Annotated in this window: 14 protein-coding genes, 2 tRNA genes and 3 rRNA genes; 1 reads left to right on the plus strand and 18 read right to left on the minus strand. The window is 42.7% G+C overall.

Features of this window, described 5'->3' with window-relative positions:
- Positions 1-62 precede the first annotated feature (62 nt).
- The 11 genes from SM122_RS05160 to SM122_RS05210 form a co-directional block, all read right to left on the minus strand.
- A protein-coding gene (locus SM122_RS05160; protein WP_324737900.1) for an IS3 family transposase occupies positions 63-1,411 on the minus strand; the annotation gives its coding sequence in 2 pieces (ribosomal slippage) (positions 63-961 and positions 961-1,411; 1,350 coding nt in all).
- Between the two features lie 79 nt (positions 1,412-1,490).
- Positions 1,491-1,564 (minus strand) — tRNA-Asn (locus tag SM122_RS05165).
- Positions 1,565-1,569: 5 nt separating this feature from the next.
- A 5S ribosomal RNA gene (rrf, locus tag SM122_RS05170) occupies positions 1,570-1,685 on the minus strand.
- Between the two features lie 79 nt (positions 1,686-1,764).
- Positions 1,765-4,668: ribosomal RNA gene (locus SM122_RS05175) — 23S ribosomal RNA — on the minus strand.
- A gap of 124 nt (positions 4,669-4,792) precedes the next feature.
- Positions 4,793-4,865 (minus strand) — tRNA-Ala (locus SM122_RS05180).
- A gap of 53 nt (positions 4,866-4,918) precedes the next feature.
- Positions 4,919-6,466, minus strand: a 16S ribosomal RNA gene (locus SM122_RS05185).
- The 16S, 23S and 5S rRNA genes sit together here with 2 tRNA genes alongside, the layout of an rRNA operon.
- A gap of 250 nt (positions 6,467-6,716) precedes the next feature.
- Positions 6,717-7,643, minus strand: coding sequence for an ATP-binding cassette domain-containing protein (locus tag SM122_RS05190; RefSeq protein WP_003010296.1), 927 nt, complete (start codon positions 7,641-7,643; stop codon positions 6,717-6,719).
- A gap of 10 nt (positions 7,644-7,653) precedes the next feature.
- Positions 7,654-8,721, minus strand: a complete 1,068-nt coding sequence (locus tag SM122_RS05195; RefSeq protein WP_003010293.1) for an ABC transporter ATP-binding protein — start codon at positions 8,719-8,721, stop codon at positions 7,654-7,656.
- A gap of 11 nt (positions 8,722-8,732) precedes the next feature.
- Entirely contained in the window at positions 8,733-9,659 is a 927-nt protein-coding gene (gene oppC, locus SM122_RS05200; protein WP_003010290.1) for an oligopeptide ABC transporter permease OppC, read from the minus strand.
- Positions 9,659-11,158, minus strand: coding sequence for an ABC transporter permease (locus SM122_RS05205; protein WP_155169260.1), 1,500 nt, complete (start codon positions 11,156-11,158; stop codon positions 9,659-9,661). Before SM122_RS05205 ends, oppC begins: the two co-directional genes overlap by 1 nt.
- Positions 11,159-11,231: 73 nt before the next feature.
- Positions 11,232-13,217: a peptide ABC transporter substrate-binding protein gene (locus SM122_RS05210; protein WP_324737850.1), complete on the minus strand. Its 1,986-nt coding sequence runs from the start codon at positions 13,215-13,217 to the stop codon at positions 11,232-11,234.
- Positions 13,218-13,422: 205 nt separating this feature from the next.
- Here SM122_RS05210 and SM122_RS05215 point away from each other — a divergent pair, with 205 nt between their 5' ends.
- The gene (locus SM122_RS05215) at positions 13,423-14,664 is read left to right on the plus strand and encodes a serine hydrolase (protein ID WP_324737851.1); all 1,242 of its coding nucleotides are present in this window, start codon (positions 13,423-13,425) and stop codon (positions 14,662-14,664) included.
- A gap of 58 nt (positions 14,665-14,722) precedes the next feature.
- Here SM122_RS05215 and sufB read toward each other — a convergent pair whose 3' ends face one another.
- From sufB to mecA, 7 genes are all read right to left on the minus strand, one after another.
- The gene (gene sufB / locus SM122_RS05220) at positions 14,723-16,135 is read right to left on the minus strand and encodes a Fe-S cluster assembly protein SufB (RefSeq protein ID WP_003010279.1); all 1,413 of its coding nucleotides are present in this window, start codon (positions 16,133-16,135) and stop codon (positions 14,723-14,725) included.
- A gap of 32 nt (positions 16,136-16,167) precedes the next feature.
- Positions 16,168-16,602 (minus strand): Fe-S cluster assembly sulfur transfer protein SufU, encoded by a 435-nt coding sequence (gene sufU, locus SM122_RS05225; protein ID WP_003010276.1) that lies wholly within the window; start codon positions 16,600-16,602, stop codon positions 16,168-16,170.
- Positions 16,589-17,815: a cysteine desulfurase gene (locus SM122_RS05230; protein WP_324737852.1), complete on the minus strand. Its 1,227-nt coding sequence runs from the start codon at positions 17,813-17,815 to the stop codon at positions 16,589-16,591. The genes sufU and SM122_RS05230 overlap by 14 nt, the downstream gene beginning before the upstream one ends.
- 9 nt (positions 17,816-17,824) lie before the next feature.
- Positions 17,825-19,087, minus strand: coding sequence for a Fe-S cluster assembly protein SufD (gene sufD / locus SM122_RS05235; RefSeq protein WP_324737853.1), 1,263 nt, complete (start codon positions 19,085-19,087; stop codon positions 17,825-17,827).
- Positions 19,088-19,153: 66 nt separating this feature from the next.
- Complete coding sequence (gene sufC, locus SM122_RS05240; protein WP_003004238.1) at positions 19,154-19,924, minus strand: Fe-S cluster assembly ATPase SufC; 771 nt, start codon at positions 19,922-19,924, stop codon at positions 19,154-19,156.
- Positions 19,925-20,058: 134 nt separating this feature from the next.
- The gene (locus SM122_RS05245; RefSeq protein ID WP_070595575.1) at positions 20,059-21,216 is read right to left on the minus strand and encodes a glycosyltransferase family 4 protein; all 1,158 of its coding nucleotides are present in this window, start codon (positions 21,214-21,216) and stop codon (positions 20,059-20,061) included.
- Positions 21,213-21,950, minus strand: a complete 738-nt coding sequence (mecA, locus tag SM122_RS05250; RefSeq protein WP_003004768.1) for an adaptor protein MecA — start codon at positions 21,948-21,950, stop codon at positions 21,213-21,215. Before mecA ends, SM122_RS05245 begins: the two co-directional genes overlap by 4 nt.
- Positions 21,951-22,003 lie beyond the last annotated feature (53 nt).

The raw sequence follows: 22,003 nt of genomic DNA on the forward strand, positions 1-22,003 counted from the left end.
TAAAATGAAAAGTAAAAAAGAGATCAATTACTGTACTGACCCCAAAAAGTTAGACAATTAATTTAAGCAAAGGATTTAGTTCTGTATTGTACAGGACTAAGTCCTTTTAGTTTTACCTTAATTCGTTTGTTGTTGTAGTAATCAATATAGTCGACAATAGCTTGTTCCAAGTGCTCAAGTGACTGAAACGTATTCTCATAACCATAAAACATTTCAGACTTAAGAATGCCAAAGAAAGATTCCATCATACCGTTATCTGGGCTATTTCCCTTACGTGACATAGATGGTTGGATTCCCTTATTCTTTAAAAAATGATGATAGAAATCATGTTGGTATTGCCATCCTTGGTCACTATGGAGAATTGTATTTTCGTAATGGTTCGCTGTAAAGGCTTGTTCTAGCATAGCTTTCATTTGTACTAAGTTCGGCGAAGTAGAAAGATTGTAGGAGATAATTTCGCTGTTAAAGCCATCTAAAACTGGTGATAAATAAAGCTTTTGACTGCTTGCTGGAATGGCAAATTCTGTCACATCTGTGTAGCACTTTTGCATTGGTTTGGTTGCTTCAAATTGACGTTGAATAAGGTTATCTGCTTTCTTGCCAACCTCTCCTTGGTATGAAGAATACTTCCGTTTACGGCGAATTCGAGCCGTTAAACCAAGTACTTTCATAAGACGCTGCACCTTCTTATGGTTCACTACGAAGCCACGATTTCGTAATTCTAGAGTCATGCGACGATAGCCGTAATTTCCTTTATGCTCAGTATAAATTGACTGAATTTCAGCTTTAACTTGATCATCCTTATCGCTTTGATCCAGCTGTTTTAAGTGATAATAATAAGTTGAACGGGCAAGCTTAATAATCTTTAGAAGGATATCTAAAGAAAACTCTGTTACCAATCCTTGAACAATTTCCGTTTTTCTTCTTGCTCTTTTTCCTCCTTCAATCGGAGTTCTCTCAACTTTTTTAGAACAGCATTCTCCGCTCTCAAGAATTCATTTTCTGCTTGAAGACGTTCTAACTCTGTCATTTCTTCAGGTTTTTTCTTTGGCTTGCGTCCCATTTTAGGTGCTCTCCCTCTTGTTTTCTCAACAATAGTATACCCATTTTTCTTGTATTGTGCCAGCCAATTTGGAAGCATTCCTTGGTTTGGGAGAGCATAATCTAGAGACACCCTTATTTGAGAACGACCTTCAAGCAGAACTTTATCAATAATTTCTCGTTTTAATTTAGGAGAATAATAACGGTTCTTCCCCTTTTTGACGAACTCTATACCGTAACGATCAATCAATTTAATCATGTACCTAAGATTAGGAATATTTATCCCGAATATATTTGAAAGCTCTTTGAAGCTTCGCCCTTGTTTTCTAAGTTCATAGATCTGAACCTTATCCTTATATGTCAATTTCATAATAAATACACCCCAAAAGTTAGATTTTTTCTGTCTAACTTTTGGGGTGCGGTTCATACCTGATCTCTTTTTTTCTATACTCCGCCAGTAGGACTCGAACCTACGACATCATGATTAACAGTCATGCGCTACTACCAACTGAGCTATGGCGGAATCAAGCTAAGCGACTACCTTATCTCACAGGGGGCAACCCCCAACTACTTCCGGCGTTCTAGGGCTTAACTGCTGTGTTCGGCATGGGTACAGGTGTATCTCCTAGGCTATCGTCACTTAACTCTGAATGCTTAAACATTCAAAATTGAATATCTATATTCTAACAAGTTAAACTCACGTTGTCAATATCTTCTGACTCTTTGGATAAGTCCTCGAGCTATTAGTATTAGTCCGCTCCATTGCTCACACAACTTCCACTCCTAACCTATCTACCTGATCTTCTCTCAGGGCTCTTACTAACATATAGTTATGGGAAATCTCATCTTGAGGTGGGTTTCACACTTAGATGCTTTCAGCGTTTATCCCTTCCCTACATAGCTACCCAGCGATGCCTCTGGCGAGACAACTGGTACACCAGCGGTAAGTCCACTCTGGTCCTCTCGTACTAGGAGCAGATCCTCTCAAATTTCCTACGCCCGCGACGGATAGGGACCGAACTGTCTCACGACGTTCTGAACCCAGCTCGCGTGCCGCTTTAATGGGCGAACAGCCCAACCCTTGGGACCGACTACAGCCCCAGGATGCGACGAGCCGACATCGAGGTGCCAAACCTCCCCGTCGATGTGAACTCTTGGGGGAGATAAGCCTGTTATCCCCAGGGTAGCTTTTATCCGTTGAGCGATGGCCCTTCCATACGGAACCACCGGATCACTAAGCCCGACTTTCGTCCCTGCTCGAGTTGTAGCTCTCGCAGTCAAGCTCCCTTATACCTTTACACTCTGCGAATGATTTCCAACCATTCTGAGGGAACCTTTGGGCGCCTCCGTTACCTTTTAGGAGGCGACCGCCCCAGTCAAACTGCCCGTCAGACACTGTCTCCGTAGATGATGAACCTACCGGGTTAGAGTGGCCATAACACAAGGGTAGTATCCCAACAACGCCTCCATCGAAACTGGCGTCCCGATCTCAATGGCTCCTACCTATCCTGTACATGTGGCACAGACACTCAATATCAAACTGCAGTAAAGCTCCATGGGGTCTTTCCGTCCTGTCGCGGGTAACCTGCATCTTCACAGGTACTAAAATTTCACCGAGTCTCTCGTTGAGACAGTGCCCAAATCATTACGCCTTTCGTGCGGGTCGGAACTTACCCGACAAGGAATTTCGCTACCTTAGGACCGTTATAGTTACGGCCGCCGTTTACTGGGGCTTCAATTCATACCTTCGCGTTACCGCTAAGCACTCCTCTTAACCTTCCAGCACCGGGCAGGCGTCACCCCCTATACATCATCTTACGATTTAGCAGAGAGCTGTGTTTTTGATAAACAGTTGCTTGGGCCTATTCACTGCGGCTGACTGAAAGCCAGCACCCCTTCTCCCGAAGTTACGGGGTCATTTTGCCGAGTTCCTTAACGAGAGTTCTCTCGCTCACCTGAGGCTACTCGCCTCGACTACCTGTGTCGGTTTGCGGTACGGGTAGAGTATGTTTAAACGCTAGAAGCTTTTCTTGGCAGTGTGACGTCACTAACTTCGCTACTAAACTTCGCTCCCCATCACAGCTCAATGTTATAGAATTAAGCATTTAACTCAATTCACACCTCACTGCTTAGACGTGCACTTCCAGTCGCACGCTTTAGTTAGCCTACTGCGTCCCTCCTTCACTACATACTCTAGTACAGGAATATCAACCTGTTGTCCATCGGATACACCTTTCGGTCTCTCCTTAGGTCCCGACTAACCCAGGGCGGACGAGCCTTCCCCTGGAAACCTTAGTCTTACGGTGGACAGGATTCTCACCTGTCTTTCGCTACTCATACCGGCATTCTCACTTCTATGCGTTCCAGCGCTCCTCACGGTACACCTTCTCCACACATAGAACGCTCTCCTACCATACCTATAAAGGTATCCACAGCTTCGGTAAATTGTTTTAGCCCCGGTACATTTTCGGCGCAGGGTCACTCGACTAGTGAGCTATTACGCACTCTTTGAATGAATAGCTGCTTCTAAGCTAACATCCTAGTTGTCTGTGCAACCCCACATCCTTTTCCACTTAACAATTATTTTGGGACCTTAGCTGGTGGTCTGGGCTGTTTCCCTTTCGACTACGGATCTTAGCACTCGCAGTCTGACTGCCGACCATAATTCATTGGCATTCGGAGTTTATCTGAGATTGGTAATCCGGGATGGACCCCTCACCCAAACAGTGCTCTACCTCCAAGAATCTCTAATGTCGACGCTAGCCCTAAAGCTATTTCGGAGAGAACCAGCTATCTCCAAGTTCGTTTGGAATTTCTCCGCTACCCACAAGTCATCCAAGCACTTTTCAACGTGCCCTGGTTCGGTCCTCCAGTGAGTTTTACCTCACCTTCAACCTGCTCATGGGTAGGTCACATGGTTTCGGGTCTACGACATAATACTAAAGCGCCCTATTCAGACTCGGTTTCCCTGCGGCTCCGTCTCTTCAACTTAACCTCGCATCATATCGTAACTCGCCGGTTCATTCTACAAAAGGCACGCTCTCACCCATTAACGGGCTCGAACTTGTTGTAGGCACACGGTTTCAGGTTCTATTTCACTCCCCTCCCGGGGTGCTTTTCACCTTTCCCTCACGGTACTGGTTCACTATCGGTCACTAGAGAGTATTTAGGGTTGGGAGATGGTCCTCCCAGATTCCGACGGGATTTCTCGTGTCCCGCCGTACTCAGGATACTGCTAGGTATAAAGACTATTTCGAATACGAGGCTCTTACTCTCTTTGGCTGACCTTCCCATGTCATTCTTCTATACTCTTTAAGTCCACATTGCAGTCCTACAACCCCGAAGAGTAAACTCTTCGGTTTGCCCTCCTGCCGTTTCGCTCGCCGCTACTCAGGCAATCGCTTTTGCTTTCTCTTCCTACAGCTACTTAGATGTTTCAGTTCACTGCGTCTTCCTCTACCTATCCTTAACAGATAGGAGTACTAGCCATTAGCTAGTGGGTTCCCCCATTCGGACATCTCTGGATCGTCGCTTACTTACAGCTCCCCAAAGCATTTCGTCGTTTGTCACGTCCTTCTTCGGCTTCTAGTGCCAAGGCATCCACCGTGCGCCCTTATTAACTTAACCTTATTTTTGGTCTTACGACCTAAACTCTTTAAATATTTACAGCGTTTCGGTTTATTTTTCTTGTTACTATTTGATATAGATATTCAATTTTCAATGTTCAAACTTAACACTACTAAAGTGTTAATGGAGCCTAGCGGGATCGAACCGCTGACCTCCTGCGTGCAAAGCAGGCGCTCTCCCAGCTGAGCTAAGGCCCCACAAGACCTCTCAAAACTAAACAAGACCAACGTACAGGTTTCCATTTCCTTAGAAAGGAGGTGATCCAGCCGCACCTTCCGATACGGCTACCTTGTTACGACTTCACCCCAATCATCTATCCCACCTTAGGCGGCTGGCTCCAAATGGTTACCTCACCGACTTCGGGTGTTACAAACTCTCGTGGTGTGACGGGCGGTGTGTACAAGGCCCGGGAACGTATTCACCGCGGCGTGCTGATCCGCGATTACTAGCGATTCCGACTTCATGTAGGCGAGTTGCAGCCTACAATCCGAACTGAGACTGGCTTTAAGAGATTAGCTTGCCGTCACCGACTCGCGACTCGTTGTACCAGCCATTGTAGCACGTGTGTAGCCCAGGTCATAAGGGGCATGATGATTTGACGTCATCCCCACCTTCCTCCGGTTTATTACCGGCAGTCTCGCTAGAGTGCCCAACTCAATGATGGCAACTAACAATAGGGGTTGCGCTCGTTGCGGGACTTAACCCAACATCTCACGACACGAGCTGACGACAACCATGCACCACCTGTCACCTCTGTCCCGAAGGAAAGCTCTATCTCTAGAGCGGTCAGAGGGATGTCAAGACCTGGTAAGGTTCTTCGCGTTGCTTCGAATTAAACCACATGCTCCACCGCTTGTGCGGGCCCCCGTCAATTCCTTTGAGTTTCAACCTTGCGGTCGTACTCCCCAGGCGGAGTGCTTAATGCGTTAGCTGCGGCACTGAGTCCCGGAAAGGACCCAACACCTAGCACTCATCGTTTACGGCGTGGACTACCAGGGTATCTAATCCTGTTTGCTCCCCACGCTTTCGAGCCTCAGCGTCAGTTACAGACCAGAGAGCCGCTTTCGCCACCGGTGTTCCTCCATATATCTACGCATTTCACCGCTACACATGGAATTCCACTCTCCCCTTCTGCACTCAAGTTAAACAGTTTCCAAAGCGTACTATGGTTAAGCCACAGCCTTTAACTTCAGACTTATCTAACCGCCTGCGCTCGCTTTACGCCCAATAAATCCGGATAACGCTCGGGACCTACGTATTACCGCGGCTGCTGGCACGTAGTTAGCCGTCCCTTTCTGGTAAGTTACCGTCACAGTGTGAACTTTCCACTCTCACACTCGTTCTTCTCTTACAACAGAGCTTTACGATCCGAAAACCTTCTTCACTCACGCGGCGTTGCTCGGTCAGGGTTGCCCCCATTGCCGAAGATTCCCTACTGCTGCCTCCCGTAGGAGTCTGGGCCGTGTCTCAGTCCCAGTGTGGCCGATCACCCTCTCAGGTCGGCTATGTATCGTCGCCTTGGTGAGCCGTTACCTCACCAACTAGCTAATACAACGCAGGTCCATCTGGTAGTGGAGCAATTGCCCCTTTCAAATCAACATCATGCAATGTCGACTGTTATGCGGTATTAGCTATCGTTTCCAATAGTTATCCCCCGCTACCAGGCAGGTTACCTACGCGTTACTCACCCGTTCGCAACTCATCCGCTCGGTGCAAGCACCAAGCTTCAGCGTTCTACTTGCATGTATTAGGCACGCCGCCAGCGTTCATCCTGAGCCAGGATCAAACTCTCATTAAAATAATTGTTTGTCTTAAACTCATTCTGTCACTGACAGATTTATTGTTTTTTTATTGTTCAGTTACTATAACTTTCGTTATAGCGCCCTGCACATTGGTTCGTCTTGTTCAGTTTTCAAAGGTCTTTGTCGCTCTCGCGCGACAACTATATTAGTATATCATGACCTCTCCTTACTGTCAACACTTTTTTCCAAAAAATTTTATTTTTTTGAAAGTTTTTTTAAATAAAGAAAATAGAGAGGGAATCCTCTCTATTTATATTCTTGTCTGTATTTGTTTTCTTCAGCTTTGTTAGCCCATACATAATGACCTGGTTTAATTTCAACCATTTGTGGTTTATCTTCAGAGTAATCATGTTGTTCTGGATCGTAGATTTTTAGAACTTTTTTACGTTCTAGAATTGGATCTGGAATTGGGACCGCTGAAAGTAGGGATTGTGTGTACGGATGGATTGGGTGGTTAAATAGCTCTTCAGTTTCTGCCACTTCTACAATAACCCCTTTATAGATAACTGCAATACGGTCAGAAATGAAGCGCACAACTGACAAGTCATGGGCGATAAAGAGGTAGGTCAAGCCTAATTCTCTTTGGAATTTTTTCAACAGGTTCAAGACCTGCGCACGTACTGAAACGTCAAGGGCTGAGATTGGTTCATCCGCAATGACAAATTCTGGTTCCATGACAAGTGCACGTGCAATACCGATCCGTTGACGTTGACCACCTGAGAATTCGTGAGGATAACGTGTCAAATGTTCTGCAAGAAGCCCGACTTCATGCATAATATTTTTTACTTTTTCCTGACGTTCTTCTTCACTGTTAAACAAATGGTGGTTGATCAAACCTTCAGAGATAATATAATCAACTGTTGCACGTTCATTCAAACTTGCTGCTGGGTCTTGGAAGATCATTTGAATCTTACGGATCAACTCTGATTTTTCACTATGAGAGTTTTTTCCGTTGATCTTGCGACCGTCATAAATAATTTCTCCAGCACTTGTATCATTCAAACCGATGATCGCACGTCCAATTGTTGTCTTCCCACTTCCTGATTCACCAACAAGAGAGAACGTTTCTCCCTTATTAATGAAAAAGTTGGCGTTTTTTACAGCAACGAATTTTTTACTTCCTTCACCGAAGGAAATTTCTAAATCTTTAATTTCAACTAATTTTTCAGTCATTTCCTTCCTCCTATTCTGTAATGTGAGTGAAGCCCATTTTTGAGCCAATCTTTTCGTGAAGGTTTTCGATTACTTCTGGTTTATGAACTGTTGGTGCATCTGGATGGAGCAACCATGTCTTCGCCCAGTGAGTATCGGTTACTTTGAAAGCAGGTGCCTCTTCTTCAAAATCAATCTGCATTGCATAGTCTGAACGAAGTGCGAAGGCATCTCCTTTGATTGGAGCATACAATGATGGCGGAGTCCCTGGAATAGAGTAAAGATCACCATCTGAGGTTGACAATTGAGGCAAGCTTGAAAGCAAGCTCCATGTGTATGGATGTTTTGGATCGTAGAAAATTTCTTCTACTTTACCAAACTCAACAATTTCTCCAGCATACATAACGGCTACTTTATCTGCAATACTTGCAACCACACCTAAGTCGTGGGTGATAAAGATAACTGTAAATTGGTATTCTTTTTGAAGGGATTTCAACAAATCAATGATTTGCGCTTGAATGGTTACGTCAAGGGCTGTTGTTGGTTCGTCACAGATTAAAATATCTGGACGGCAGGCCAAGGCGATGGCAATAACGATCCGTTGACGCATCCCACCTGAATATTGGAATGGATACTCATCAAAACGACGTTCAGCATCTGGAATTCCAACTTTCTCCATATAGTCCAAAGCCATTTCTTTGGCTTCTTTAGCTGTTTTCCCTTGGTGTTTGATAATGACTTCTGTAATTTGTGATCCAATTGTGTTGATTGGGTCCAAACTTGTCATTGGGTCTTGGAAAATTGTAGCGATCTTAGATCCACGAATATTTTCCCAATCTTTATTCGATTTCAAGTCTGTCAATTCTTGACCACGGTATTTAATCGAACCTTGGGCAATACGGCCGTTATCTTCTAACATTCCGGTGAACGTTTTTGTCAAAACTGATTTTCCTGAACCCGACTCACCAACTAAGGCAAGAACTTCACCTTCTTCTAGCTCAAGCGATACGCCACGAATAGCTGTCAATACGCGATCGCGCACGTCAAATTCCACTACGATATCTTGAGCAGATAAAATAATATTGTTATTTGATGTCATATCTACTCCTCCTATCTATGTGTACGTGGGTCGCTGGCATCGGCCAAGTTTTGTCCGACGATAAAGAATGACAAGGATACTAAAATCAAAACAGTAAGCGGAATCCAGAATAGGTAGGCATTTGTAGTTACGTTTTGAGAATAGTCAGAAATCAACCGTCCCAAACTTGGAACTGTGATTGGAAGACCAAGTCCGAAGAAGGAAAGGAAGGCTTCATAAGAAATAAAGCTTGGAAGTAACTGTGATGTTTGTGTCACGATAACAGATACCAATTGAGGCAAAATATTTTTCGTAACAATTTTCAAAGTTGGTGTTCCTAATGTTCGGCTGGCAAGGTTGTACTCCAAATCACGGTAACGCATGATTTGGACACGAATGGTATAGGCAATTCCGATCCATCCAGTTAAGGACATGGCAAGAATCAAGTTCCAGAAACCAGATCCCATTGAGTAAGTCAAGACGATAACGATCAACATAAATGGAATGTTTGAAATAACGTTATAAACTTCCATCATGATACGGTCGATGGATTTTGAGATCCCCCAAATTCCACCAACGATAACTCCGACAACCACGTTAATAACAGTGGCGATGAAAGAAATGATAATGGAATTCCGAGCACCAAACCAAACTCCATCAAAGAGGGATTTACCGTTATTATCTGTACCAAAGAAAGCTTTGGCACTTGGTGGATTCAAACGTGCTGAAAAGTCATTTACCTTACTTACGTCGTTGTAATCAAAATTTGAAAACATCGGGTAGACAAAACTCATCAAGAGAATCCCAATCAAAATAGCAAGCATAATGATCGTGGTTCTTTTTTTCAAGAATTGTCTGAATACAGATTTCCAGTATGAATACGCTGGAGCATCGATTACTTCAGAGGCAAAGTCATCGCGTTTTACAAACTGAAATTTATTTTTATCGATTGTAGCCATTATTTGCCTCCTTTCGTATTCGTTAATTTAATCCGTGGATCAAGCACTGTCATCAAGATATCACCTAACATGGCAGCAAAGATACCAAGTGATGTGAAGATGAAGACAAGTCCGATGACCATGGTGTTGTTTGATGCTTTAATAGAGTCAATCAACATTTTACCCATACCTGGGAAAGCGAAGACTGTTTCAGTCAACGTCGCACCTGAGATAACTCCAATGATAGCCCCTGGAATTCCAGAAACTAGTGGAACCATCGCATTTTTGAAGATGTGTTTTCTTGAGATCTCACGTTCTGACAATCCTTTTGAACGAGCAAAACGGACGAAATCTTGCGAATGGATATCGATCATATAACGACGAATCCAAACGGCGATAAATGGCGCACTCAATAAACCAAGAATCAGAGACGGCAATACATATGAACGCCAGTCCTGTGCTCCAAGTACTGGGAATGAGTCTGGAAGTCCAAAGAATGAACCTGCTAGACGCACGATATAGACAAGGGCAATGGTTGGGAGAGACATCATAAATGTCAAGACCGCAGTAGAGATGCTATCAAACCATGAGTCCTTGAAAAGAGCCATATAAGATCCTAGTGGGATCGCAATCAAGTAGGCAATCGCAATACCAATCAAACCAATGATTGAAGAAGATGCAATCATGGATGGATTCTCATAGTTGCTCAACGTTGCTGTATAGGCATCCCCTTTACCAAATCGACTGATATCTTGTGAATCTGCCTTACTTGGTGATTTGTAGGTACGTGAGTAGATATCGATGGAAGATGTCTTTTTACCTGTTGGGAAGTTCACTTCAGTCTTCTTAGTCGTTCCTTGTCCTTGGGTAATAACTTGAAGAACAGGGGTATTTGAATAAGTTGGATATGAATTTCCAAGGTTTAAGGTTACAAAGTTTTGGTGTACATATGGGAACTGACCATTAAAGTACAAGAGGTATTTGTGTTTCGTACCAGAACCCACTACAGACCATCCAATAGATGGATCATTTTCAATACGGATATAGCGTTTGAGATTTGGATTTGAGGCATCTTTCACCCAACCTGGATGATCAAACTGAATCAAATTCGCATAGAAGCTGATGACACGTTCAAAAACCGGAATTTCACGCACCGCATAGAAAGACTTACTCTCTGGGAAACGTTTCAACTGCCAACCATGACCTAATTTTTCAATATATTTTTTGTAGATCTTTTCATTAGCAGTTGTCGCATCAACCGTTACGGAAGAATCTTCTTTACTTGCTTTTTGTTGCAAGCTCTTTGAATCCATGTATTCCAAATAACCCATGCGATCGTAGACAGTATTTTCGTAGTTGATCTTCGAATCTTTTGTCTTCGCTACTTTATTGTAGTTGGGGTCATTTTTAAAGATGAGATTTCTCGGTGTTAGCGTATAGATAATCATGTAGGTTAATGTCGTGACGAGAAAGATCGACACTAACGAACGCAAAATACGCATAAAAACATATTTTTTCATATTTCATTCCTTTAATGTCCAAAAGAACTTTCTCCCCTAGAAGAGAAAGTTCTAATGAAAAGCAATAATTTAATTATTTAACGTGTTTTTCAAGATCTTGTTGAGCTTTTTTGTTTGACTCAGCTTTTTCTTTTTGCCATTTTTCACGTGCTTGTTCGTATTGTTTCTTAGTAACTGGCTCATCTTGAACTTCAACGTATTTCAAGTATGTTGAACCTTTGTTACCTGTTTGTGATGATGGTTCAGAGAATGGAACTACCTTAGAAACAACTGTTGCAGCACCTGTACTTGACATCGTTGGAATAACAATCGCACTATCTGTCAACCAAGCTTGAGCTGCTGCGTATTTTTCATAACGTTTCACAACATCTTGTGTTTCGTTATTTGCATCGTCAAGAAGTTTAGCGAATTCATCCAAACCGACTGCTTTTGCTGATGGGTTATCTACACCACCTGCAAAACCAAGGTAAACTTTTGTTTGGTCCTCAGAAGCTGGTTGAAGAGTATCAAGGTAAGTTGATGGATCATCATAGTCTGGGTTCCATCCGACCATTCCTTGAAGATCCCAGTCTGCGTCTGCAGCTGATGGCACATTCAAAGTAATATTCAACACTTCGTCTGAGTCCATCATTTGAAGATCAAGAACGACATTGTCTTTACCAAGAGTATCTTCCACAGTTTGTTTCAGAGATTGCATCCGTGAAACAAAGTTTGTAGAATTTTGTGCTACCGGTACATCAATATGAATTGGGAATTGAACACCATCTTTTTGAAGTTCAGCTTTGGCTTTTTCAAGTTGTGCTTTCGCTTTATCTTTGTTGTAAAGACCATCTTGACCATCTTCAAGGTTGATACCCTTCCATTGGTCTCCATAAGTAGTCAACTTATCTGCAACTACATTTCCGAAGTCTTTTCCATCTACTTGGACAAAGGCTGGTGCTGTGTAGGTATTACGGATAGCTGGTTTAGCAAATTCTTTACCATTGACTTGTGCTGAGTAGTTTTCACGGTTCAAGGCAAAAGTGATGGCCTGACGGAAATCTTTGTTCAAGATTGCTTTCTTAGTAGAAGATTTTTCAGCATCTGATTTCTTAGCAGTGTGGTTATAAGATTGGCGATCCAAATTAAATCCGAGTACTGCTACACCTGATCCTGCTGGTGTAGTAAAGATATCGTCTTTATATTTTTTCTCTACAGTTGCAAAGTTTGAACTTGCAGGGAAAAGGCGAGCTTTTGTATAAGCACCATCAGAGAATCCACGTGCCAATGAATCTTGGTCTGATCCATCGTAATAAGTATATTTTACTTCTTTCAGGTGAACGTTTTTCTTATCCCAGTAGTTGTCATTCTTTTCAAATACAACAGATGATTTTGAAGTAATGGATTTCAAAAGGAATGGTCCGTTTGCAAGGATTGACTTCACATCGTTTGGTTGACCAAAATCATCTCCCTTACTCTTCAAGAACTCTGTGCTTATTGGGAACAAAATTCCGTTAGTCGTTTTAGAGTTCCAGAAAGTTTCAGGTTTGTTCAATGTGTATTGAAGTGTGTAATCATCAACCGCTTTGACACCAACTTGGCTGAAGTCTGTGATTTTTCCTTGGACATAATCATCCAAACCTTTGATTGAGCCTTGAACGAGTGGAAGAGTTTCCGATTTTTTATCAGCAGCGTGTTTCAAACCAGTCACGAAGTCTTGAGCAGTCACTTCGCCATGTTCTTCACCATCTGCATCGTACCATTTGACACCTTTACGAATCTTGTAGGTATAAGTCAGACCGTCTTTTGATACAGACCAGTCTTCCGCAAGTGAAGGCACAAGGTTGCCGTATTTATCATTTTCTAACAAACCGTCTACCACATTTGTAGTGATGTCATGGGTAGCAGCTTTAGAAGAAATTGTGTAGTCCAAAGTTGTTGGATCTGAAGTGTAGACATAACCATAGTTTTTGTCTTCGCCTGAGCTTGCTTTGCTAGTATTTGAACTAGAACATGCAGCTAACAATCCAGCTGCAAGGAGTGTTACTCCGGCAACTGCGAATACTTTACCTTTTTTCATAGGAATTCTCCAATAGTTTTTTTAGATTTGTTTAAGATTATATCACAAGTAGAAAAAAAAGTAAACTAAATTTTCTGAATATTTGCTTCAACCCCATCCAAAAACCTTGCTATGATTGACTTTTTAGCCTAATTGATGATTTTACGATTTTCCATTAATCATTTGTATGATACAATAGAGAGGACTAAGCAACGAGGAAACAACTGTGAAAAAATTCTTTCTTTCTTTTTTAACCTTCATCCTGCTGTTATGCAGTTTACCTTATCAAGTCGTTCTAGCAGATGAGCTAGATCTTCCTGCTCAAAGTGCTATTGCTGTTGAAGCTGATACAGGTAAAATCTTATATGAAAAGGATTCAGAGAAAAAGCGAGATGTGGGGGGACTATCTACACTCTTGACCACTTATCTGATTTTCGAAGCCATTCATGAAAAAAAACTTTCTCTGAAAGATCCTATTAAACTGTCTGAGAAAGCTCTAGCCTTAAATGATATCGAAGGTGCTGGTACTCTTCCTATGGAGGCGAACCAATATACAGTTGAACAGTTATTGACTGCTCTTTTAGTTGGAAATTCTAGCACTGCTGCCTTCGCCTTAGCTGAGAAAGTGGGTGGCTCTGAGAAAAGCTTCGTTGAAAAAATGAAGCAGAAACTTTCTGAATGGGGCATTCAATCTCCTCATTTAATTAATGCTACCGGATTAAATACTCAAACCATCAGCGGAGATCCTGACGGGAAAGAAGACGAAAATCAATTGAGTGCTTATGATATTGCTGTTATTGCCAAGCACTTACTCCAGGATTTTCCTGAAGTGACCAAATATACTTCAAAGCCCACTGCTCTTTTTTCAAACACGCAGATTGAAAACCCCAACCTGATGCTAGAAGGCATGCCAAATTACCGTTCGGGCGTTGACGGCCTTCGGGTCAGCAACTCTACCAAAGGTGGCATCACCTTTGCTGCATCAACGACGCAAAATGGCATCCATATGATCACAGTTGTCCTAGGAGTGGAGGCAGTTGACGGTGATCCATATGCACGCTTTGTGGCTACTTCTTCTCTAATGAACTACGTGGTACGGACCTTTGTTTCTTCTATTGTCGTAAAAGAAGGAGATCCCTACGGAAAAAGTAAGGCAACTATCATGGATGGGAAGTCAGAGACTGTTTTAGCTGTTGCAAAAAAAGACTTCTATATCGTCGAAAAACAAGGTAGTCAAGCAGAACCAAAAATTCAATTCAAGAGTGACCAAGAATCATTCCGAGCACCTGTCAAATCAGGCACAAATCTTGGAAAAATACACTACACTGATCCAGATAAAATCGGACGTGGCTACTTAGAAGATCAAGAACCAACAGTCGATATGGTAGCAGGAAGAACCATTGAGAAAAGCTTTTTCTTAAAGGTTTGGTGGAACGAATTTGTTCGTTATGTCAACGAAAAGCTATAAGCAAAAAAATCACAATGGAGTCAAATCCATTGTGATTTTATTTTGCTATTAAAACGAATTATCCTACAGATCCTTCCATTTCGTAGCTAATGAGTCGGTTTAACTCAACGGCGTATTCCATTGGAAGTTCTTTTGTAAAGGGCTCTACAAATCCCATGACAATCATTTCTGTCGCTTCTGATTCAGACAGACCACGACTCATCAAATAATAAAGTTGTTCTTCTGAGATTTTTGAAACCTTGGCTTCGTGCTCCAAAGCAACTTGTGAGTTGTGGATTTCATTAAATGGAATCGTATCTGATGCAGATAAATCATCCATGATAATGGTGTCACACTCGATGTGAGAAACTGATTTCTTGGAATTTTTGTTAAAGGTAACTTGTCCACGGTAGTCTACCTTTCCGCCACCCTTCGCGATGGATTTGGACACGATAGACGAGCTAGTGTGAGGGGCATTGTGGATCATCTTGGCACCTGTATCTTGGTGTTGACCTGCATTCGCAAAGGCAATGGACAACATGGTCCCACGCGCTCCTTCTCCATCCAGATAAACAGATGGGTACTTCATGGTTGTCTTCGCTCCTAAGTTCCCGTCAATCCACTCAACCGTGGCATCTTTTTGAGCTTTGGCCCGCTTGGTGACCAAGTTGTAGACATTGTCTGACCAGTTTTGGATGGTCGTGTAACGCATGTATGCACCGTCCAAGGCAAAGATCTCAACAATCGCTGCATGGAGGCTATTGCTCGAATAGGTCGGTGCTGTACAGCCTTCCACATAGTGAACACTTGCTCCCTCATCCACGATAATCAAGGTACGCTCAAACTGACCTGTATTTTCATTGTTGATACGGAAGTAAGTTTGAAGGGGAACGTCTACTTTTACGCCTTTTGGTACATAAATGAAGGTTCCACCAGACCAGACTGCTGAGTTGAGGGCAGCCAATTTGTTATCCGTTGGTGGTACTAACTTCGCAAAATACTGTTTGAAAAGGTCTGGGTATTCTTTTAGGGCAGAATCCGTATCGGTAAAGATAATCCCCAACTTTTCAAACTCTTCTTTCATATTGTGGTAAACCACTTCTGATTCATACTGAGCAGAAGCCCCTGCTAGGTAAGCACGTTCCGCTTCAGGAATCCCGATACGCTCAAAGGTTTCCTTGATTTTCTCTGGAACTTCGTCCCATGAACGGGCAGGTTTATCCGAAGGTTTTTGATAATAGATCAAATCATCAAAGTCAATTTCTGATAGATCGGCTCCCCAGGTTTGCATGGGCATCTTTTTGAAGGTTTCAAAAGATTTCAAACGGAATTCGAGCATCCATTCTGGTTCATTTTTTGCTGCAGACAATTCACGAATAACCGCTTCATTCAATCCCTTCCCGGTAGAGAGAATGGGTTGAACGTCATCGTGAAATCCAAATTTATATTCACCGAGATCAATTGGTTTCGGTTCGACTCTTTCTTCAGCCATAATTTCCTTTCTTTCTCTGTTTCTTCTTTTAATTATTTGCTACGTTCGATCGCTTTTTTGAGAGCATTCCAGGAGAGGGTTGCACATTTAATCCGTTGTGGGAATTTTGAGACTCCAGATAAGAAGGCTGCATCTCCCAACTCCTCTTGGCGAGGATCTGATTGGCCTTGGACCATTTCTGAAAAGACCTGTGCCAATTCTTCGACTTCCTCTTTTGTTTTTCCCATTACAGCATCCGTCATCATACTAGCTGAAGCCGTTGAGATCGTACAACCTGAATTCACAAAGGCAATATCTTCCACCCTGTCATTCTCATCAAATTTCACACTCAACTGGATCACATCTCCACAAGTTGGATTGTTGAGTTGGATCTGATCAACATCTTCAATCTGTCCTTGGTGGTGGGGGTGTTTTGAATGGTCAGCTACGACCGCCATGTACAGCGAATCTAATTTAGAAAGTGCCATTGAAAAACTCCTTTGCTTTGATCAATGCCTCAATTAATTTATCACAGTCCGCTTTGGTGTTGTAGAGATAAAAACTTGCTCTCGTTGTCGCTGGGACTTGTAGGTATTGAAGGAGCGGTTGTGCACAGTGGTGACCTGCACGAACAGCAATCCCTTCATAATCTAATGCTGTTGCTAAGTCATGCGGATGGAGATCTCCTAGATTGAAGGAAATGACGCCAGAACGTTGGGCTAAGTCTTGGGAACCATAGATGGTCAAGCCTTCGATAGCCTGTAATTTTGGAAACACATAGGCAATCAATTCTTGCTCATGCGCTTCTACCTGGTCCATTCCCAACTCCTCTAAATAATCGATCGCTGCACCAAGACCAATTGCTCCCGCCATATTAGGTGTTCCAGCTTCAAATTTCCAAGGTAATTCCTTCCAAGAGGCAGATTGCTCGTAAACAAAGTCAATCATCTCGCCCCCAAACTCGATCGGAGACATTTGCTCTAAGATTGCTTCCTTCCCATAGAGGACACCAATCCCTGTTGGTGCAGCCATCTTATGGCCAGAAAAAGCAAAGAAATCCGCATCTAAGTCTTGTACATCAATGGCCATGTGAGGGGTTGATTGAGCCCCATCTACGACCATTATCGCTCCAACTTCATGGGCTAATTGGGCAATTTCCTTGATCGGATTGACCACCCCTAAGACATTCGAAGCATGGGTGATGGAGACAAATTTTGTCCTCTCACTAAGCTTGCTCTTTAAGTCCTGCATATCCAGTAAGCCATCTTTTAGATAGACATAGACCAGTTTTGCTCCCGTCTTCTTGCAGGCTTGCTGCCAAGGAATGATGTTGGAGTGATGTTCCATGATGGAAATCAGGACTTCATCCCCTTCCTTTAGGACTTCTTCTGCATAGCGGGCTACCCAGTTGAGTCCGGTCGTTGTTCCTCTTGTAAAGAGCACTTCCTTGGTTGATGAAGCGTTGATAAATTTTCTGACTTTCTCACGCGCCGCCTCATAGGCTGCTGTCGCTCGTTCAGCCAAGGTATGGACTCCACGATGGACATTGGCGTTATCTTGCAAATAATAGTGATTGACTGCTTCAAGAACACGTTTAGGTTTTTGCGTCGTCGCTGCATTATCTAGATAAACCAAAGGCTCATCGTGAATTAGTTGATCGAGAATGGGAAAATCTTGAGCAATCGTATTTTTATCTAGCATTGTTTCTCCTTAGCGTTGAGATAACTTTTCTTCGATAGTAGCAATCATTTCATCACGTACTTCTTTAACTGGGATTTCAACAATAACAGATCCCAAGAAACCACGCACCACTAAGCGTTCTGCTGTGTGTTGATCCAGACCACGACTCATGAGGTAATACATATCTTCTGGGTCCACTTGACCGATCGATGCAGCATGGCCTGCTGTGACATCATTTTCATCAATCAAGAGGATTGGGTTGGCATCTGAACGCGCTTGATCCGATAACATCAAGACACGGCTTTCTTGCTGAGCATCTGCTCCTTTAGCCCCCTTGATAATATGACCAATTCCGTTGAAGGTCAAGGTTCCTTTTTCAAGAATAACCCCGTGTTGCAAGATGTTTCCGATCGAGTTGCAACCAAAGTTGGTCACGCGTGTGTCAATTCCTTGCACCTGACGACCGCTTGATAAGGCAACGACTTTCAAATCTGCATGACTTCCGTTTCCAACCAAGTCACTGTCAAAATCTGCAACCACGTTACCTTCGTTCATAACACCGATAGCCCAATCAATGCTGGCATCCTGACCTAGTTTCCCACGTCGACTGATGTAGGCTGTGACATTTTCACCCAGGCGGTCAATCGCCGCAAATTTCACTTGGGCACCTGAGCGGGCAATCACCTCAACCGTCACATTAGCAGTTGCTGTTGCTGAGCCATCACCTTTTGATTCTAGGCGTTCCAAATAGCTGAACTTGCTGTTTTTGCCTGCGATAATCAAAATGTGTTTATTAAAAGGTACATCACTGTCGCTATCCTGGTAGAAAATGCCTTCAATTGGTTCTGAAATTTCAACATTATCTGGAATATAAAGGACAGCCCCACTATTAAAATAAGCTGTGTGGTAAGCTGCTAGTTTATCATCGTCGTATTTGACTGAAGACATGAAGTATTCTTCTACCACCTGCGGAATTTCTTCTAGGGCAGTATGGAAATCTGTGAAAAGGACTCCTTGGTCTGCCAAGGCTTGTGGCACCTGTTCAAATACAGTTTGAGTTCCAACTTGGACCAATTTTAAGTTTGAATCGAGGGCTGTAAAATCAGGAACATTGGCAGAAGCCTCGCTTTCTGTGATCGTCCCATCTCCAAGATTCCAGCGGTGGAATTTGACGCGTTCAATGGCCGGCAATTCCAACTGATCGATCTTGTCAAAAGCTTTTTTTCGTAAATCCTGCAGCCAGCTTGGCTCAGCATGCAGTTCCGAAAAGAGGGTAATATTTTCAATACTCATTTTTTTCTCCTAATAAAGATACTATCTGTTTGATTTTATGACAACATTAGATCACTTGTCATCAGGTTATAGTTCTTCTTTATAGTCGTAACCGAGTTCTTCTGCAAGTTGGGCATAGCCTTCACGTTCCAAGCGTGCAGCCAATTCTGGCCCACCTGAAAGCACGACACGGCCTTCCATCATCACATGAACGACGTCAGGAGTAATATAGTTCAACAAACGTTGGTAGTGGGTGATGATCATAGCTCCAAAACCTTCACCCCGCATTGCATTAACCCCTTTAGATACGACCTTAAGAGCATCGATATCCAAACCAGAGTCAATTTCATCCAAAAGGGCAAATGTTGGTTCCAACATCAACAATTGAAGGATTTCATTGCGTTTTTTCTCACCACCAGAGAAGCCTTCGTTCAAATAGCGTTCTGCCATTTCTTCTTTCATGTTGAGCAGTTCCATCTTTTCATCCAATTTTTTGATAAAATCACGAATAGAGATCTTCTCGTCTTCTTCTTTACCAGCATTCATGGCTGCACGTAAAAATTCTGCATTCGTAATTCCTGGGATTTCTGAAGGGTATTGCATGGCAAGGAACAAGCCCATCCGTGCACGTTCGTCTACTTCCAATTCCAAGATGTTGACACCATCAAACAGAATCTCCCCTTTAGTTACTTCATAGTTTGGGTTTCCCATAATGGCAGCTGACAGAGTAGATTTCCCTGTTCCGTTTGGTCCCATGATGGCTGCGATCTCACCAGTTTTTAGGGTCAGGTTTACACCTTTTAAAATTTCTTTGCCTTCAATTTCAACGTGAAGGTCTTTAATTTCTAATGTCGACATTGCATTCCCTTTCTTTTTACTTTGAAGTCTAGAAGGTTCTCAAAGCATCGATTCCTTCATCACAAAGTATTTTTTTACCTTTCAAGTATATCAAAAAAAAGCCTAAATGGCTTTTCTTTTGATTAGAACTATTCTTATTTAGTTTTTTCTTTTCGTTTTTGACGAACTTCCTCCCGATAGGAAGAATTCCCTATATAGCGCAGAACATTTAACAAAGGACTATGATGTGGCCCTAAAACCCCAATCAATTCTGCTAACAACTCTACTCCAAACAAGAGCCCGATCACAAGTAGGACGCCCCCAATGCGACTCGAGATGTTGAGCAAGAGAGAAATCAAGGAGAAAATCATCGAGATTCCATAGATCACCAATACAGTTCCCCGATGTGTCAAGCCCAGAGACAGAAGTCGGTGGTGCAAGTGATTGCGATCCGGTTTATAGAATTTTTGACCAGACAGGGTCCGACGGATAATGGCTAAAAAGGTATCTGTAATCGGTACACCAAGGATAATCATTGGGGTGACTACTGCAACAGCTGTCGCATTTTTCAAACCTTGCAAGGACAAAACAGAAATCATGAATCCGATAAACAAGGCACCGGTGTCTCCCAAATAGAGAATGGCCGGATGGTAGTTAAAGGGAAAGAAACCAGCGATGGACGCAACCAAGACAAAGATCGTCATGGTCAGAAAGAGATTGGGTACTGGTAGAAAGAAATAGGATACAATCCCCATTGTCACTAGGGAAATAATAGAGACCCCACTCACCAAGCCATCTAATCCATCAATCAGATTGACCGCATTGGTAATAGCAACAATCCAAATCACTGTCAAAAGATAAGAAAGCCACGGTTCAAAATGAAGTAAGGGACCACCGAATGGAATCTTGAAATCATTCAGCCGAAAATCTGTCAAAAACCAGACCAGACTCGCTGCGAGCAGGATGCCGATCATCTTTTTCTTGGCAGACAACTCTTTTACATCATCGATCAAGCCTGTGAGAGCGATAATCCATCCTGCGCCCACGACCGGCAAGGTATAAGATAGGTAACTTTTGATTGGTGCGGTAGTGGATGTCAGCATAGGAATAAAGATGAGAGTCGCAATTGAAAAAGCAATCACAATAGACAGTCCACCCGCGCTTGGCATGGGCTTGGTATTGATCCGACGCGCATTCGGATAATCTACGGCATCAATCTTAAAGGAGAACAAGCGAACCAAGGGCGTCAATACCAAGGCAATCATAAAAGTTCCAATCAGCACCAGAACAAATTGCAAGGAAAAAGACATCATAAGCTAGCAACTTTCTTCAAATTCTCAATTGCACCAGACACCATTAGTAAGTGACCATGTTCCTGCAGAACAGCTCGTGTCACTTCTGAATCATCCGCATACTCCCGAATGATGGCCAGTAACCAGGTTGGATATTGATTTGGTTGATCCTCTGTATCGATCAAGACGGTTAAATAATAATCAGATCCCATTTTGTATAATTCAGAGGTATCCACTGGAAAGCTGACCGTTTTTGAAAAGGCAACTGCTTGCTGGATATTTGAAAAACGCAAAATGTAATAAATATACTGACTTACTGGTGCTTCAGATGTAGGATCTTGTTCTTGATTGTCCCGCAACTCTTCTTGTTCCAAATGGTGAATGGCTTCTGCATCCCCTTTTGTCTTATCAGAGATTGTTTTTTCCAGGGTTTTGATAAATTCATCTGGCGTCATGCGCGACAACTCTTCCATATCAGGAAGATCTGACAAATCCTCAAAATCCAATTGTTGGTCAATTTTTGATTTGGTAACAAAAACATCCAATTTGTCTGGTTTTGGTGTCACACGAAAACTCAGCATCCCGCTATCCAGGAAGCTTTCTGGCATTTCGAGTTCATCCAAAATAGCGTAGAAAAATTCTTCTGTTTTTTCTTGTGGGACAAGGAAATCAGCAATTTCCATTCCACGTTCTTCTAAGTCTTCTAGTTGGATCGTGATCTTAATTGTTGAATCACTAATTTGCTTCATCTTCATAGCATAACCTCATACTTCTAGTCTTACTATTATACTAAAAAATTGGATAGAAT

Origin of the sequence: Streptococcus gingivalis, from assembly GCF_035544715.1 — a bacterium.
Taxonomy (GTDB): domain Bacteria; phylum Bacillota; class Bacilli; order Lactobacillales; family Streptococcaceae; genus Streptococcus; species Streptococcus gingivalis.